Origin of the sequence: Rhizobium mulingense, from assembly GCF_029194105.1 — a bacterium.
Lineage (GTDB): Bacteria > Pseudomonadota > Alphaproteobacteria > Rhizobiales > Rhizobiaceae > Rhizobium > Rhizobium mulingense.
This window is the reverse complement of sequence record NZ_JARFVE010000003.1, coordinates 37,665-52,545: the sequence shown is the minus strand read 5'-3', so window position 1 is coordinate 52,545 and position 14,881 is coordinate 37,665. Positions and strand designations below refer to the sequence as shown.

The following is a 14,881-nucleotide window of genomic DNA, read 5'->3' as shown; positions in this document are numbered from 1 at the left end:
GATACTTCTCAGAGCACTTTGGCGGTCGCATTTGTGATGAAGATTGTCGTCATGTTCGCGAAAGCGCGTAGCCGGTCGGGTCGGGTCAAGCGGCTTGAGAGGCTTAGCTTCGATTTTCCACTTCCTCTCGCCGGAAAGCCTCTGGACTCTTGCCCATCCATTTCCGAAAGGCGCGGAAGAAGGCGCTCGGCTCGGAATAACCGAGCTGCACGGCGATTTCGCCGATTGTCTTTGTTGAGTTCAGCAGAAGCTCGACAGCCAGATCGCGGCGGATGTCGTCCTTGATGGCGGCATAGCTTTGCCCTTCGTCGTGCAGGCGGTGGCGGAGTGTGGAGGAGGGCATGCGCATATCGGAGGCGAGCTCGGCGAAGCTTCGCCAGGTTGCGGGTGTGGCCAGGCTCAAGCGCCGTCGGACAGCAGCGGCGATGCCGGCGTCGTAGCGGTAGCGCACCAGAATATTGGCCGGCGCACCGCGCAGATACTGCTTCAGCGCCTGTTCGCTGCGGGAGATCGGAAGGTCCAGCATGGCGCTGTCGAAGCCGAGGCGGCTCATTGGTTGGGAGAAGCGTACGGGCGCGCCGAAGAACAGCCGGTAGTCGGCCCCTTGCTTGGGTTCGGCGCAGCGGAAATCGACGAGGCGGATCGGAATGCGCCGGCCGACCAGCCAGCAGATGATGCCGTGCAGGATGATCCAGTAGGTTCGATAGGCGAAGGCCGAACGTGGGCCGCCGGCATCCCTGAGCTCGACTTCGGCGAGACCATCGCGGATGACGAGCTGCCCCCTGGGGTCGTCGAGCACGACATCGAGGAAGCGCAAGGCCCGGCGCAGCGCGTGACCGAGCGTCGGCGCATGCAGCACGCAATGGCAGAGCAGTGTGAAGCTGCCGCTGCGCATCGGGCGCGCGCCCATGCCGAAGAATTCGTCGTCGAGCTCGGCAGCGATTGCCAGCCACAGCGCGCCGTAAGTCTCCGCCGAAACCGGCTGGTCGACAGTCGATGTTAGGCCGACGCGAGCCAGGATCGGTTCAGTCGGCTTGCCGAGCCGCCGCAGGCTGTCGAGCGCCTCCTCAACGAAGCCGGGCGCGATCATGCGTCGTTCGATCTCGGCCATGCCAATCCTCGCTATGGCAAAACTGGCCGAAATTATGGAGCAGTTTTGTCATCGCTTGCAATAGGTGGAGCGAATAGAATCGCTTCTGCCGGTTGCGCCTGGAGGAGGGCGCGTGCCGGCAGGGAGGACTGGATCCATGCTGATCGTAGGAGCAAGTTTCATCGTCACCGGCGGCGGCTCCGGTCTCGGCGCCGCAACAGCGCGCATGCTCGTCGAAGCCGGCGGGCGCGTGACGATCGCCGATCTCAATGCGGAAGCAGGTGAAGCGATTGCCCGGGAGTTCGGCAGCGAGGCTCGCTTCGTCAAAGCCGATGTCAGTGATGGCGAGGACGGGGCGGCGGTGGTGGCCGCGGCCGTCGAAGCTTTCGGCGGCTTGCGCGGATTGGTGAATTGCGCCGGCGTCGCGCCGGCCGAGAAGGTGATCGGCCGCGACGGACCGCACCGGCTGGAGAGTTTCGCCCGAACCATCGGCATCAATCTCGTCGGCACGTTCAACATGATCCGGCTCGCCGCCGCCGCAATCGCGAACATGGAGCCGGATGCGGAAGGCGAACGCGGCGTCATCGTCAACACGGCTTCGGTTGCCGCTTTCGACGGACAGATCGGTCAGGCGGCCTATGCTGCCTCCAAGGGCGGGGTGGCGGCGATGACCTTGCCGATCGCCCGCGAATTTGCGCGGCACGGCATACGTGTCGTGTCGATCGCGCCCGGCATATTCGAGACGCCGATGATGGCTGCTATGCCGGCGGAAGTGCAGAAAGCGCTCGGCAGGAGCGTGCCCTTTCCGCCGCGACTCGGCCGGCCGGCGGAATTTGCCGGACTGGTGCGCCATATCTTTGAAAACAACATGCTGAACGGCGAGGTCATCCGCCTCGACGGCGCATTGCGGATGGGCGCGCGTTAGCGTCGCCCTAGGAGGAAAAATGGCATTGCAGGATCCTATCGTCATCGTCGGTGCGGCACGCACCCCGATCGGCAGCTTTCAGGGAGAGCTGACGGGGGCGGCGGCACCCGAGCTTGGAGCAGCGGCGATCCGCGCCGCACTTGAACGCAGCGGCGTCGATGCCGAGGCGATCGAGGAAGTCGTCTTCGGCTGCGTGCTGCCGGCGGGGCAGGGGCAGGCGCCGGCACGCCAGGCGGCCATCCATGCCGGCCTGCCGTATTCGACCGGCGCAAGCACCGTCAACAAGATGTGCGGCTCCGGCATGAAGGCTGTCATGATGGCGCATGACCTGATCGCCGCCGGCAGCGCCTCGGTAGCGGTCGCCGGCGGCATGGAAAGCATGACCAACGCGCCCTATCTCCTGGACAGGGCTCGTGGCGGCTACAGGCTCGGCCATGGGCGTGTCGTGGATCATATGTTCCTCGACGGGCTGGAGGATGCTTATGACAAGGGGCGCTTGATGGGCAGCTTCGCGGAGGATTGCGCCGAGGCCTATCAGTTCACGCGCGAGGCGCAGGACAACTACGCCATCGCCTCCCTGACGCGGGCGCAGAAGGCGATCGCGGACGGCCGTTTCGAAAGCGAGATCGTGCCGGTCACGGTGAAGTCGGGCAAGGCCGAGCAGGTAGCGCGCCGCGACGAACAGCCGGGCAAGGCCAAGCTCGACAAGATCCCGACGCTGAAGCCCGCCTTCCGCGAGGGCGGCACGGTGACGGCGGCCAATTCCAGCTCGATCTCCGACGGCGCGGCAGCGCTTGTGCTGACGCGCCGCTCGCAGGCGGAGCATCGCGGCCTGACGCCGCTCGCCACAATCCTCGGCCACGCCACCCATTCACAGGCGCCCAATCTTTTCGCCACCGCGCCGATCGGCGCCCTGCAGAAAGTCTCCGACCGGACCGGGCTGGCGCTTTCGGACGTCGATCTTTTCGAGATCAACGAGGCTTTTGCCGTCGTCGCCATGGCGGCGATGCGCGATCTCGACCTGCCGCATGAAAAGGTGAACGTGCATGGTGGCGCCTGTGCGCTCGGTCATCCGATCGGCGCGTCCGGCGCCCGGATTCTGGTAACGCTGCTTGCGGCGCTGCAGCGATACGATCTGAAGCGCGGCATGGCGGCGCTCTGCATCGGCGGCGGCGAGGCGACGGCCGTCGCCATCGAGCGGCACTAACTGGAGGAGGAACAGATGATCCTTTCCGACCTCCAGCAGCAGATATCAGATGTCGCCCGCGACTTTGCCCGCGACCGGCTGGCGCCGGGAGCGGCTAAACGCGATCGCGAGCATCTCTTCCCCAGGGAAGAACTCAAGGAGATGGGAGAACTCGGCCTGCTCGGCATGCTGGTGCCGGAGGCCTATGGCGGCTCGGATACGGGCGTTCTCGCCTATGCCGCGGCACTCGAGGAGATCGCCGCCGGCGACGGGCCGTGCTCGACGATCATGAGCGTGCATAGCTCCGTCGGCTGCGTGCCGATCCTGAAATTCGGCACCGAGGAGCAGCGCCAGCGCTTCCTGCCGAAACTGGCAAGCGGCGAATGGATCGGCGGTTTTGCGCTGACAGAGCCGCAGGCGGGGTCCGACGCCTCGAACCTGAAGACTCGGGCGCGGCGCGACGGCGACGACTACGTGATCGACGGGGCCAAGCAGTTCATCACCTCGGGAAAGAACGGCAATATCATCATCGTCTTTGCGGTCACCGATCCGGATGCCGGCAAGAAGGGCATCACCGCCTTCATCGTGCCGACGGAGACGCCGGGCTATGAGGTGATCCGCGTCGAGGAAAAGCTCGGACTGCATTCCACCGACACCTGTCAGATCGCCTTCACCGCCATGCGCATCCCTGCCGAGTTGAGGCTTGGGGCGGAAGGCGAAGGTTACCGAATAGCGCTTGCCAATCTCGAGGGCGGACGGATCGGCATTGCCGCGCAGGCGGTCGGCATGGCACGGGCGGCTTTCGAGGCGGCGCGCGATTACGCCAAGGAACGTACCGCCTTCGGCAAGCCGATTTTTGAGCATCAGGCCGTCGCCTTCCGGCTGGCAGATATGGCGGTGCGGATCGAGGCGGCGCGCCAGCTGGTCTTCCATGCCGCTTCCCTCAGGGAAGCCGGGCTGCCCTGCCTGTCGGAAGCCTCGATGGCGAAGCTCTTTGCCTCCGAGATGGCCGAGCGCGTTTGCTCCGATGCGATCCAGATCCATGGCGGCTACGGCTATATGGCCGATTACCCGGTCGAGCGCATCTACCGCGATGTGCGCATCTGCCAGATCTATGAGGGAACGAGCGACGTGCAGCGCATGGTGATCGCCCGCAATCTATAGTACCGGCCCTGTTTCCGGGGAGGGACGCACGGCCTGCAAAGGGAGGAAAGAAGAGACATGGTGGATTCCGCTCATTTGAGCCTGCATGTCCCCGAACCCGCCGTCCGCCCGGGCGGCCAGCCCGACTTTTCCAATGTCAAGATCGCCAAGGCCGGTTCCGTGCCGCGGCCGGAGGTCGATGTCGCATCCGAGGATATCCGCGATCTCGCCTATTCGATCATCCGCGTCTTGAACCGTGACGGCGAGGCGGTCGGTCCCTGGGCCGGATCGCTCACCGATGAGGAACTGCTGACCGGGCTGCGCAACATGATGAAGCTGCGCGCCTTCGACGCCCGCATGCTGATGGCGCAGCGCCAAGGCAAGACCTCCTTCTATATGCAGCATCTCGGCGAAGAGGCTGTCAGCTGCGCCTTCCGCAAGGCGCTCATCAAGGGCGACATGAATTTCCCGACCTATCGCCAGGCGGGCCTGTTGATCGCCGATGACTATCCGATGGTCGAGATGATGAACCAGATCTACTCGAACGAGAGTGACCCCTTGCACGGCCGGCAGCTGCCGATCATGTATTCCTCCAAGGAACACGGCTTCTTCACCATCTCCGGCAATCTCGCCACCCAATATGTGCAGGCCGTCGGCTGGGCGATGGCCTCGGCGATCAAGAACGACAGCCGCATTTCCGCCGCCTGGATCGGTGACGGCTCGACGGCGGAATCGGATTTCCACTCGGCGCTCGTCTTTGCCTCGACCTACAAGGCGCCTGTGATCCTCAACATCGTCAATAATCAGTGGGCGATCTCCACTTTCCAGGGCATTGCCCGCGGCGGCTCCGGCACCTTTGCCGCCCGCGGCCTCGGCTTCGGCATTCCGGCGCTCAGGGTTGATGGAAACGATTATCTCGCCGTCCATGCCGTCGCCCGCTGGGCGGCCGAACGCGCCCGGCGCAATCTCGGGCCGACGCTGATCGAACATGTCACCTATCGGGTCGGCGCGCATTCGACCTCCGACGATCCGAGCGCCTATCGGCCGAAGACGGAATCGGAGGCCTGGCCGCTCGGCGATCCGGTGTTGCGGTTGAAGAAACATCTGATCATCAAGGGCGTATGGTCGGAGGAGCGCCACGTCCAGGCGGAAGCCGAAATCATGGACGAGGTGATCGAGGCGCAGCGCCAGGCAGAGGCGCACGGCACGCTGCATGCCGGCGGCAGACCTTCGGTGCGCGACATTTTCGAGGGCGTCTATGCCGAGATGCCGACGCATATCCGCCGCCAGCGGCAGAAGGCGGGGTACTGACATGGCCAGGATGACGATGATCGAGGCCGTGCGCAGCGCCATGGACGTCTCGATGGCGAAGGACGACAATGTCGTGGTCTTCGGCGAGGATGTCGGCTATTTCGGCGGCGTCTTCCGCTGCACCCAGGGCCTGCAGGCAAAATACGGCAGGACGCGCTGCTTCGATACGCCGATCAGCGAATCTGGCATTGTCGGCACGGCAATCGGCATGGCGGCCTACGGGCTGAAGCCCTGCGTCGAGATCCAGTTCGCCGATTACATGTATCCCGCCTATGACCAGCTGACGCAGGAGGCAGCGCGCATCCGCTACCGCTCCAACGGCGATTTTACCTGCCCGATCGTCGTGCGTATGCCGACCGGCGGCGGCATTTTCGGCGGTCAGACTCATAGCCAGAGCCCGGAAGCGCTGTTCACCCATGTCTGCGGCCTGAAGGTGATCGTTCCCTCCAATCCCTATGACGCCAAAGGCCTGTTGATCGCGGCGATCGAGGATCCCGATCCTGTCATGTTCCTGGAGCCGAAGCGGCTCTATAACGGCCCCTTCGACGGCCATCACGAGCGGCCGGTCACACCCTGGTCGAAACACGATCTGGGGGAGGTGCCCGACGGCCACTACACCATCCCGATCGGCAAGGCCGAGATCCGGCGCGCCGGCTCTGCGGTGACCGTGGTTGCCTATGGCACCATGGTGCATGTGGCGCTTGCCGCGGCCGAAGATGCCGGTATCGATGCCGAGGTGATCGATCTGAGAAGCCTGCTACCGCTCGATCTCGATACGATCGTCAAATCGGTCACCAAGACCGGGCGCTGCGTGGTCGTCCATGAGGCGACCCTGACGTCGGGCTTCGGCGCCGAGGTCGTGTCGCTGGTGCAGGAACATTGCTTCTATCACCTCGAAGCGCCTGTCGTGCGCGTCGCCGGCTGGGACACGCCCTATCCGCATGCGCAGGAGTGGGATTATTTCCCCGGTCCCGGCCGTGTCGGGCGGGCGCTTGCTGAAGTCATGGAGGCCTGAGCCATGGGCGAATTCATCATCAAGATGCCCGATGTCGGGGAAGGGGTCGCCGAGGCCGAGCTTGTCGAATGGCACGTGAAGACCGGAGATCCGGTTCGCGAAGACATGGTGATCGCCGCCGTCATGACCGACAAGGCAACGGTCGAAATTCCCTCTCCCGTCAACGGCACCGTCATCTGGCTCGCCGGCGAGATCGGAGACCGTATTGCGGTGAAGGCGCCGCTGGTGCGAATCGAAACGGCAGGGGAAACCGGCGAGGCTCAGCCCACACGGGTCTCGCAAGCGTCGGTCGCCGAAACGCCCAAGGCCGAGATTGCCAAGCCCGTCCCCACAGCGCCGGTTTCTGCACCTGCACCTGCACCCGCACCGGCACCCGCACCGGCACCTGCGCCGGTCGAAAAGCCGCTGGCAGCCCCCTCTGTGCGGCTTTTCGCCATGGAATGCGGCGTCGATCTAAGACAGGTGCAGGGAAGCGGACCGGCCGGTCGTATCCTGCGCGAGGACGTCGAGCAGTTTCTGTCTCAGGGAGCAGCGCCCGCAACGGTAAAGAATGGTCTCGCCAGAAAGACGGCGACCGAGGAGATCAAGCTCACCGGCCTGCGCCGCCGTATCGCCGAAAAGATGGTGCTGTCTACCTCGCGCATTCCCCACATCACCTATGTGGAGGAAGTCGATATGACGGCGCTCGAGGAACTGCGCGCCACCATGAACGGCGACCGGAGGCCGGGTCATCCGAAGCTGACGGTTCTGCCCTTCCTGATGCGGGCGCTGGTCAAGGCGATATCCGAACAGCCCCAGGTCAACGCCACCTTCGACGACGATGCCGGCATCATCACACGCCACAGTGCCGTGCATATCGGCATCGCCACGCAGACGCCGGCTGGTCTGACCGTGCCTGTGGTGCGGCATGCGGAGGCACGCGGCATCTGGGATTGCGCCGCCGAAATGAACCGGCTGGCGGAGGCGGCGCGGTCGGGGACGGCGACGCGCGACGAACTTTCCGGCTCGACCATCACCGTCAGCTCGCTGGGCGCGCTTGGCGGCATCGTCTCGACGCCTGTTATCAATCATCCCGAAGTGGCGATCATCGGCGTCAACAAGATCGCCACGCGGCCGGTCTGGGATGGAACCCAGTTCGTGCCGCGCAAGATGATGAACCTCTCCTCAAGCTTCGATCATCGCATCATTGACGGCTGGGATGCGGCGACCTTCGTGCAGCGCATCCGCACGCTCCTCGAAACGCCCGCGCTCATTTTCATCGAAAGCTGATCCATGAAAGAGATTGTCTGCAAGCTCCTCGTCATTGGCGCCGGCCCGGGGGGTTATATTTGCGCCATCCGTGCCGGGCAGCTCGGCATTGATACCGTCATCGTCGAGGCCGGCAAGCCGGGCGGCACCTGCCTGACGGTCGGCTGCATTCCTTCCAAGGCGCTGATCCATGCGGCCGAGGAGTTCCACGCCACGCAAAAGATGCTCGTTGGCAAGAACCCGATGGGCATCCGTGTCGAAGGCGCCTCGATCGATCTTGCAAGGACGATCGCCTGGAAGGACGGCATCGTCGGCCGGTTGACAGGCGGCGTCTCGGGGCTGTTGCAGAAAGCCCGGGTCAAGATCGTTCATGGTCGCGCCCACTTTCGTGACGGCAAGACGGTGGAGGTCGAGACGGAAACCGGCCAGCAGATCATCCGCGCCGAAACCGTGGTGATCGCCACCGGCTCCGACCCGGTGGAGCTTTCCAACCTGCCATTCGGCGGCCGCGTCATTTCCTCGACCGAGGCGCTGTCGCTGACGGAGCTGCCGAAGAAGCTGGTCGTGGTCGGCGGCGGTTATATCGGGCTGGAACTCGGAATGGCTTTCGCCAAGATGGGATCTGAAGTGTCGGTGGTCGAGGCGACGTCGCAGGTGCTGCCGCTCTATGATGCCGAACTCGTGCGGCCCGTCATGCGCAAGCTCACCGAAAGCGGCATCCGTGTGCTGACGGCTGCGAAGGCTATGGGCCTTGCCGACAATGGTGAGGCATTGATGGTCGAAACCTCCGATGGCCGGCGAGAGAGCCTGCCGGCCGACCGCATCCTCATCACCGTCGGTCGCCGGCCGCGGACGGCGGGATCCGGTCTCGAAGAGCTCGATCTCGATCGCGCCGGTCCTTATCTCAGGATCGATGATCGCTGCCGCACCTCGATGCGCGGCATCTATGCGATCGGCGACGTGACCGGGGAGCCGATGCTGGCCCATCGGGCCATGGCGCAAGGGGAGATGGTGGCGGAGATCATCGCCGGCAAGAAACGCGCCTGGGACAAGCGCTGCATCCCCGCCATCTGCTTCACCGATCCGGAGATCGTCTCCGCCGGCCTCTCGCCGGCGGAGGCGCGAGCGCAGGGCTACGAAATCCGCACCGGTCAGTTTCCGTTCAGCGCCAATGGGCGGGCAATGACCATGGTCTCGGAGGAAGGTTTCGTGCGCGTCATCGCCCGCGCCGACACCAACCTCGTTATCGGCTTGCAGGCGGTCGGAGCAGGGGTTTCCGAACTGTCGGCGGCGTTTGCACTGGCGATCGAGATGGGCGCGCGCCTGGAGGATATCGCCGGGACCATCCACGCTCATCCGACCCGCAGCGAGGCGATCATGGAAGCTGCGGCGAAAGCTTTAGGGAGCGCCCTGCATATCTGAAAGGGAGGCGGCTCCTGGCATGGTTGTTGGCTGGACCATTTCTAGGCCACAGGCTCTTTAGCCTAACATCGATATGGTCTAATTTGACGCTTCGGAATCCTGCAGTCATGGCGAAATCTGCAGCTTAGTGTATGCTCACCGAAAAGACCAAGCCACTCGCTAACCCGCTGAAAAAACGGCAAACGCGAAGCCAACACGAAGTTAAGAGGCAATTCGTTTCCGTTACACCGGCTGGAGCTTCCGGGCTACTGCGATTCGCTGGATCATGGAGGACAAGCATTACGACGTCGTGGGCCGAGATTTCTGCCTTCGGAGTCAAACCATACCAGAAGGCAATGATTAAACCGAACAACACGGGTGTCAAGAATCTCGCCGTTCTGGGGCCGTGCGGGCAGTTCGGTCCACTCTAATCGCTGCACCCCATGGCAGGCGCTGTTCGGCCATTCCGTATGGTGCGTTTCTATTGAAAGGCGCGCTCTCCCGTCATCGAAGCAGCCAATAAAGTCGACATGGCGTGCATCTCGGCGTCGCCGCAGATCGTAGGAGACCCCATCATATCTCAGAGGAAAGTCCAATGGGAGTGCGGCCCACTGCAGCAATTCATGAATGCATTCGTTTTACGATGGCTATCTAACTGCCGCAATAACGAACTGGCCCCGGCCCGAGCGGCGCCGACCGATTAACGAGTGCAATTGCGGCCCTAGTCTGCCGGATACGGCCGAAAGGCAGGCTTTCGATGGGGCAGACGCCGGCATGGTCGCCATCATCCATCGCATTCCGACCTGATGCGCGTCATCGCCAACCGGATTGCTCGTCAGTAGCTCACCTATGAAGGACCCGTTGCTACGCTGCTTGCCACGCGCTGCCGCTAGCGGCGGCCGACGCGAAACGAGCTGCTACTTTTCTGCTGCTGAGGGTCTGCGACGTCTATTGTCGACGGTTGATCGATGCCTGCCAAGATAGTGCTCCCGCTCGCATACGTTTGCGATCGCGCTGCTGAACTCGATGGCCCTCGGGTCTGGTCGTCGAGAGACGAGGATCTCCAGCCCGGCCCTTCCTACTGATCACCCTTGGATCACTGACCTTTCAACGACGACGGAAGCAGCGTGGGCAATTGGATGGAAGGTGATGCGGTCCTGCTGAAGCGGACAAGCTTCGAGGTTGCCCCGCGCAGATCGATCGCTGGCGCAATGTTGGGACCCGCCCGCACGGTTCCGCAATCTATTCCGGCATGGCCGCGGAAGGTCGGGCCCAATAGAGCTTCCCGCACGGGATCAGACCTGCAGGAACCGCTCCTAACCCGGGTCTTCATCCGCAACCTGATCGAAAGTCAGCAGTCATCACGGCGCGCTATCGCCGGCCGAAAGATATCAGAGAAATCCCGAATAGGAGAATGTGCCGCCGCACGACCCTTGTCAAAGCGCACTGATGGTAGCGCACCGCGGGTTAGCTTAGGGGAGATCTCTATCATACTGGCGAAGGCCGCGAGATTCGTTAAATCGTTGCAAGTGTTTCGAAAACTCCCGTTTTGACGGCAGTCAATACAACACATCTCAACTGGCCGCCTCTCCGCTTCCCTCGAGAGCGGGAATCCGTTCGTCCTATTGTTCCACCGTTTTTAACCTGTCGTTGTCTCCTTATCCTTGTCTGAAATCAAGAATCACAGATAATGACGACGTTTCGCTGATTTTGGCGATTCTATCGACATAATGGCCAGAGGCACCATGAACGCGTTCACTTCGCTGCCGTCATTCGAATTCGATGACAAGATCCTGATGCAGGGCGCGGAGATATCGCGCAAGCTCGATCAATTGCGTCTCGAGAATTTTCCGCCGGATGCGAGGAAGACGCTTCGTCAATTCTCTGTGGCCGAAGTTGCTCACTATCTGGGCGTCACCCCCAGCAATCTGAAGCGTCTCTATCTCGACGGCAAGGGCCCAACCCCAACGACGATGTCGGGAAACCGCAAGTATTATACTGCTCAGCAGATGATGGAGCTGCGCTTCTTTCTCGACCGAACGGGAAAGACGGAAGCGAAGCGATATGTTCCGCACCGCAAGCAAGGCGACAAACTTCAGGTCGTTGCGGTGGTCAATTTCAAAGGCGGTTCGGGCAAGACGACGACCGCAGCGCACCTTGGGCAGCATCTGGCTTTGACGGGGCACCGGGTTCTGGTGGTCGATCTCGACCCGCAGGCGTCACTTTCGGCTCTGCATGGTTTTCAGCCCGAACTAGACAGGAACCCGTCGCTTTACGATGCGCTCCGCTACGATGATGAGCGCAAGCCCATTTCGGACATCATACTGCCTACCAATTTTCCAGGCCTCGATATCGTACCTGCAAACCTCGAACTGCAGGAATACGAGTACGACACGCCACTGGCGATGCAGCAGGCTGGTTCCGAAGGAAAGCGGTTCTTTACCCGCTTCGGGAAGGCGCTCGAAGAGGTAGACAGCCGCTACGATGTCGTCGTGGTCGATTGCCCACCCCAGCTTGGATATCTAACGCTGACCGCGCTTACGGCCGCCACGTCCGTATTGATTACGGTCCATCCGCAGATGCTGGACCTGATGTCGATGTCGCAATTCCTGCTGATGCTGGGCAACATCACGAAAACGATCAAGACGGCTGGCGCCAATGTGCGCATGGATTGGCTGCGTTACCTGATCACCAGGTTCGAACCTTCAGATATTCCTCAAGTCCAGATGCTCGGCTTTATGCAATCGATGCTGGCCGAAGAAATTCTCAAGAGCCAGATGGTGAAGACGACGGCGATTTCGGATGCTGGCCTGACGAAACGCACCCTTTATGAGCTGGATCGCACCAATTTCACGCGCGAAACCTACGATCGCGCCATCGAATGCATGGATGCCGTCAACTTCGAGATTCAGGGCTTGATCCACAGGGCATGGGGAAGACTATAGCGATGTTGACGGCCGTCAAAATCGGCAAATTAACCAGTCCAAACAAGCTAATATCGGATTTTCGGGGATAACAGGATGGCTCGCAAGAACCCGTTCATGAATGTCATGAATAACGCAGGCCTCGATGAGAGCCGCGCGGTGCTCGACTATACGATCAAGGGAGCGTCCAAATCGATCCTGAGCTCTATCGACGAGATTGCGGCTCGCGCGGACCGATTGCTGGAAGGCGAAACCGTTGTTGAGTTGGAACCCGACCTGGTCGATCCGTCCTTTGTCCGGGATCGCATCGAAGATGACGAGCAGGAGTTTGCGGAGTTGCGTTCGGCAATCCGGGACCGAGGTCAGGACAGTCCCATTCTCGTGCGTCCACATCCGAAGGCGTCGGGACGCTACATGGTCGTATTTGGCCACCGGCGGCTGCGTGCGGCGATGGAGCTCGGAAGAAAAGTGCGCGCTGTCGTCAAGGAGCTTCAGGACAGCGATCATCTCGTTGCTCAAGGCCAGGAGAATTCGGCGCGTGCCAACCTGTCCTTTTTTGAGAAGGCAATGTTTGCAAGCGAGATCGCACGGCTTCATGTCGATGGCGACAACGCGATCATTCTTTCTGCGCTCTCCCTGGACAGGGCCACCCTATCGAAAATGCTGGCCGTGGCGAGTATGCCTGGTGAGGTGCTCGACGCTGTCGGCGCCGCGAAGGGCATTGGCCGGGATCGCTGGTACGAGCTGAAGGCGTTGTTGGAACGGCCGACAAATCTGGAGAAGGCGCTCGCTTTCTTAAAGTCTGAAGAATTCGGCGAAAAAAAAGGGGATGATCGTTTCAACGCCTTGCTCGCGCATGTCAAAACCTCGGGCCGGGTGGCGTCTCCAAAACGGGTTCGCGCTGCGAAATGGGTTTCAGAGGACAAGTCGGTCGCCGTTGATTTAAAGAGCGACGGGCGGACGTACACACTCGCTTTGAAGGCCAAAGACGCCGTGGGTTTCGGAGATTTCCTCGCTGAGAACCTGTCCGATTTGTATCAGACGTACCGGAGCCGCAAGGTTCAACAGTAGAGCAGAAGGCAGCAAGGGAAGGTCGTGCGCATCGGTCTGCAAGCCGCTCGGCTTTGTCTTGCAGCGCTGGCTTGCCAGCTTGATTGTTCGCTAAGTAATCCGATCGGGAATGGGTGGGCTCTGGTGCATCGCCGCGATAGTGCATGCCGCCCTTGGCGCCAGCTTCTCGGCCTATGAGCAGACCTGCGTCTGAGGCAGGAAAACTGCGCGAACACGTTCAGTTCTGAGGTGTGTTCGTTGTTGAGCCGATCAGCCGACTTTCTGTTTAGCGCTGGCGTGACTGGCGCCGTCGATAGCGGCAGGCGCTAGTTCTTCACGGTTTCTAAAAAGGGGTCGGCCGTCGGCCAATTCTAAGCACCCTTGCGCTTCAGGCCGTCTAAATGGCGAGAGCACACTGCCTTGACCAACTCCAGTAGGATAGCAGTCCGCTCCCCTAGCCAGGCGAGGGCCTCCTCACTGATCTCGAAATGCTTCGAATACCGCGCTTTCACATATGCTTCGTTTAGGGTGTTGAACCACGCACGCTCGCGATGCTGGTCGCGGGGGAAAGCTTCGGTCAGGCGCCGGTCCTGTTCCTCCGCAAGCGAACGCAGGAATTTGATGTTGTGGGAAGGTGGGCCGTAGTTCGTCAGCGTCAGGAGTACGCAGGAATAAGCCTGTTCTAGAGACTGATGAAACGCGAATGCGGCGCGTTTTCGCTGTTGCCTCGTGCGAGCGTAGTCCGCCCACTCAGAGAATTCTTTTGCGGCGACGAATCGGTCTTCAAAGTGCTCCTCCGCAACACGCAGGCGATCCGCCGGTGAGAGCGGCCGCGGCTCCGCAAGAGGTTCATCGTCGAGTTCGTAGAGAACAATCCCTTCCTTGCGGATGTCGGAGAAGAAGTATTGCCCCTCCTTGAGGTAGGAGTTCACCTCGCGCCTGGAATGGACGATGAAGCTCACCGGCGTCTCGATCGACTTGTCGTGGATCAATCGGCCTGCTGCCTTGTACCAATATTCGGCGAACTCGCAGAGTTTGCGGTTGTTGACGATGATCAGGAGATCGAAATCCGACCGGTATCCTTTGATGGTGAAGGGCTCATCCACCCAGCCCCCCTTGGCGTATGATCCGAAAAGGATGATCTTCAGAATCCGCCCACGTTTCTTGAACTCTGCCGTGCCGTCCCTCAGCACGTCTTCGAATTCCTCATGTAGAATTTGCAGAGCGCGTTCGAGCTCACGTTGTTTGCGAAGCGGAATATGATCGAGAGACGATTTCATTGCACTATCGATAGGCGAAACATTAGATATCGTCCACGGCAGATTCGCGACACCGCTGGCGTATGCTCCTGACGTTTGACGATTTGGATGTCGTAGCGGATACCTCTGTAACGCGAGAGACACGTAGGCTAAGAGAATGTATGCGCCACCGATGGATGGGTCGCTTCCGATAAGAGGTACTTATCGATGGTTATAATGACAAAGGAAATCCACAGCCATGACGGAAGTAAGCGGCGATATCGCTTCTGGTTAATGCCGCATTAAACACAGTTTCAATGGGTTGTGTTGCCGGTCAATTGTCTATTCTG

General features: G+C 61.3%; 11 protein-coding genes. 9 read left to right on the top strand and 2 right to left on the bottom strand.

All coding sequences use genetic code 11. The features are described 5' to 3' along the window. Positions 1 to 103: 103 nt before the first annotated feature. Positions 104 to 1,111 (bottom strand): AraC family transcriptional regulator, encoded by a 1,008-nt coding sequence (locus tag PYR71_RS05170; protein WP_275618494.1) that lies wholly within the window; start codon positions 1,109 to 1,111, stop codon positions 104 to 106. 136 nt (positions 1,112 to 1,247) lie between these two features. On the opposite strand from PYR71_RS05170, the gene PYR71_RS05165 reads away from it, so the two are divergent. The 9 genes from PYR71_RS05165 to repB all read left to right on the top strand — a co-directional run bounded on the left by PYR71_RS05165 (position 1,248) and on the right by repB (position 13,314). Continuing rightward, a complete protein-coding gene (locus tag PYR71_RS05165; RefSeq protein ID WP_275618493.1) occupies positions 1,248 to 2,015 on the top strand; it encodes a 3-hydroxyacyl-CoA dehydrogenase in 768 nt (255 codons plus the stop codon). 19 nt (positions 2,016 to 2,034) lie between these two features. After that, positions 2,035 to 3,222, top strand: coding sequence for an acetyl-CoA C-acyltransferase (locus PYR71_RS05160; protein ID WP_275618492.1), 1,188 nt, complete (start codon positions 2,035 to 2,037; stop codon positions 3,220 to 3,222). A 15-nt stretch (positions 3,223 to 3,237) separates the two neighbouring features. Next, a complete protein-coding gene (locus PYR71_RS05155; protein WP_275618491.1) occupies positions 3,238 to 4,365 on the top strand; it encodes an acyl-CoA dehydrogenase family protein in 1,128 nt (375 codons plus the stop codon). A 57-nt stretch (positions 4,366 to 4,422) separates the two neighbouring features. Beyond that, on the top strand, positions 4,423 to 5,655 hold the full coding sequence (locus tag PYR71_RS05150) for a 3-methyl-2-oxobutanoate dehydrogenase (2-methylpropanoyl-transferring) subunit alpha (protein ID WP_275618490.1): 1,233 nt from the start codon (positions 4,423 to 4,425) through the stop codon (positions 5,653 to 5,655). 1 nt (position 5,656) lies between these two features. Then, the gene (locus PYR71_RS05145; RefSeq protein WP_275618489.1) at positions 5,657 to 6,670 is read left to right on the top strand and encodes an alpha-ketoacid dehydrogenase subunit beta; all 1,014 of its coding nucleotides are present in this window, start codon (positions 5,657 to 5,659) and stop codon (positions 6,668 to 6,670) included. Positions 6,671 to 6,673: 3 nt separating this feature from the next. Next, complete coding sequence (locus tag PYR71_RS05140; protein ID WP_275618488.1) at positions 6,674 to 7,939, top strand: dihydrolipoamide acetyltransferase family protein; 1,266 nt, start codon at positions 6,674 to 6,676, stop codon at positions 7,937 to 7,939. A gap of 3 nt (positions 7,940 to 7,942) precedes the next feature. Beyond that, positions 7,943 to 9,340, top strand: coding sequence for a dihydrolipoyl dehydrogenase (gene lpdA, locus PYR71_RS05135; protein WP_275618487.1), 1,398 nt, complete (start codon positions 7,943 to 7,945; stop codon positions 9,338 to 9,340). Positions 9,341 to 11,064: 1,724 nt separating this feature from the next. After that, the gene (repA, locus tag PYR71_RS05130) at positions 11,065 to 12,264 is read left to right on the top strand and encodes a plasmid partitioning protein RepA (protein ID WP_275618486.1); all 1,200 of its coding nucleotides are present in this window, start codon (positions 11,065 to 11,067) and stop codon (positions 12,262 to 12,264) included. Positions 12,265 to 12,339: 75 nt separating this feature from the next. Further along, positions 12,340 to 13,314 (top strand): plasmid partitioning protein RepB, encoded by a 975-nt coding sequence (gene repB, locus PYR71_RS05125; protein ID WP_275618485.1) that lies wholly within the window; start codon positions 12,340 to 12,342, stop codon positions 13,312 to 13,314. A gap of 350 nt (positions 13,315 to 13,664) precedes the next feature. Here the strand turns inward: repB and PYR71_RS05120 are convergent, their stop codons facing one another. Then, a complete protein-coding gene (locus PYR71_RS05120) occupies positions 13,665 to 14,573 on the bottom strand; it encodes a nucleotidyltransferase and HEPN domain-containing protein (protein ID WP_275618484.1) in 909 nt (302 codons plus the stop codon). Positions 14,574 to 14,881 lie beyond the last annotated feature (308 nt).

Excerpts from the sequence above, each read along its gene's own strand:
- PYR71_RS05170 (WP_275618494.1), bottom strand. The coding sequence starts at position 1,111 with ATGGCCGAGATCGAACGACGCATGATCGCGCCCGGCTTCGTTGAGGAG.
- PYR71_RS05165 (WP_275618493.1), top strand. The coding sequence starts at position 1,248 with ATGCTGATCGTAGGAGCAAGTTTCATCGTCACCGGCGGCGGCTCCGGT.
- PYR71_RS05160 (WP_275618492.1), top strand. The coding sequence starts at position 2,035 with ATGGCATTGCAGGATCCTATCGTCATCGTCGGTGCGGCACGCACCCCG.
- PYR71_RS05155 (WP_275618491.1), top strand. The coding sequence starts at position 3,238 with ATGATCCTTTCCGACCTCCAGCAGCAGATATCAGATGTCGCCCGCGAC.
- PYR71_RS05150 (WP_275618490.1), top strand. The coding sequence starts at position 4,423 with ATGGTGGATTCCGCTCATTTGAGCCTGCATGTCCCCGAACCCGCCGTC.
- PYR71_RS05145 (WP_275618489.1), top strand. The coding sequence starts at position 5,657 with ATGGCCAGGATGACGATGATCGAGGCCGTGCGCAGCGCCATGGACGTC.
- PYR71_RS05140 (WP_275618488.1), top strand. The coding sequence starts at position 6,674 with ATGGGCGAATTCATCATCAAGATGCCCGATGTCGGGGAAGGGGTCGCC.
- lpdA (WP_275618487.1), top strand. The coding sequence starts at position 7,943 with ATGAAAGAGATTGTCTGCAAGCTCCTCGTCATTGGCGCCGGCCCGGGG.
- repA (WP_275618486.1), top strand. The coding sequence starts at position 11,065 with ATGAACGCGTTCACTTCGCTGCCGTCATTCGAATTCGATGACAAGATC.
- repB (WP_275618485.1), top strand. The coding sequence starts at position 12,340 with ATGGCTCGCAAGAACCCGTTCATGAATGTCATGAATAACGCAGGCCTC.
- PYR71_RS05120 (WP_275618484.1), bottom strand. The coding sequence starts at position 14,573 with ATGAAATCGTCTCTCGATCATATTCCGCTTCGCAAACAACGTGAGCTC.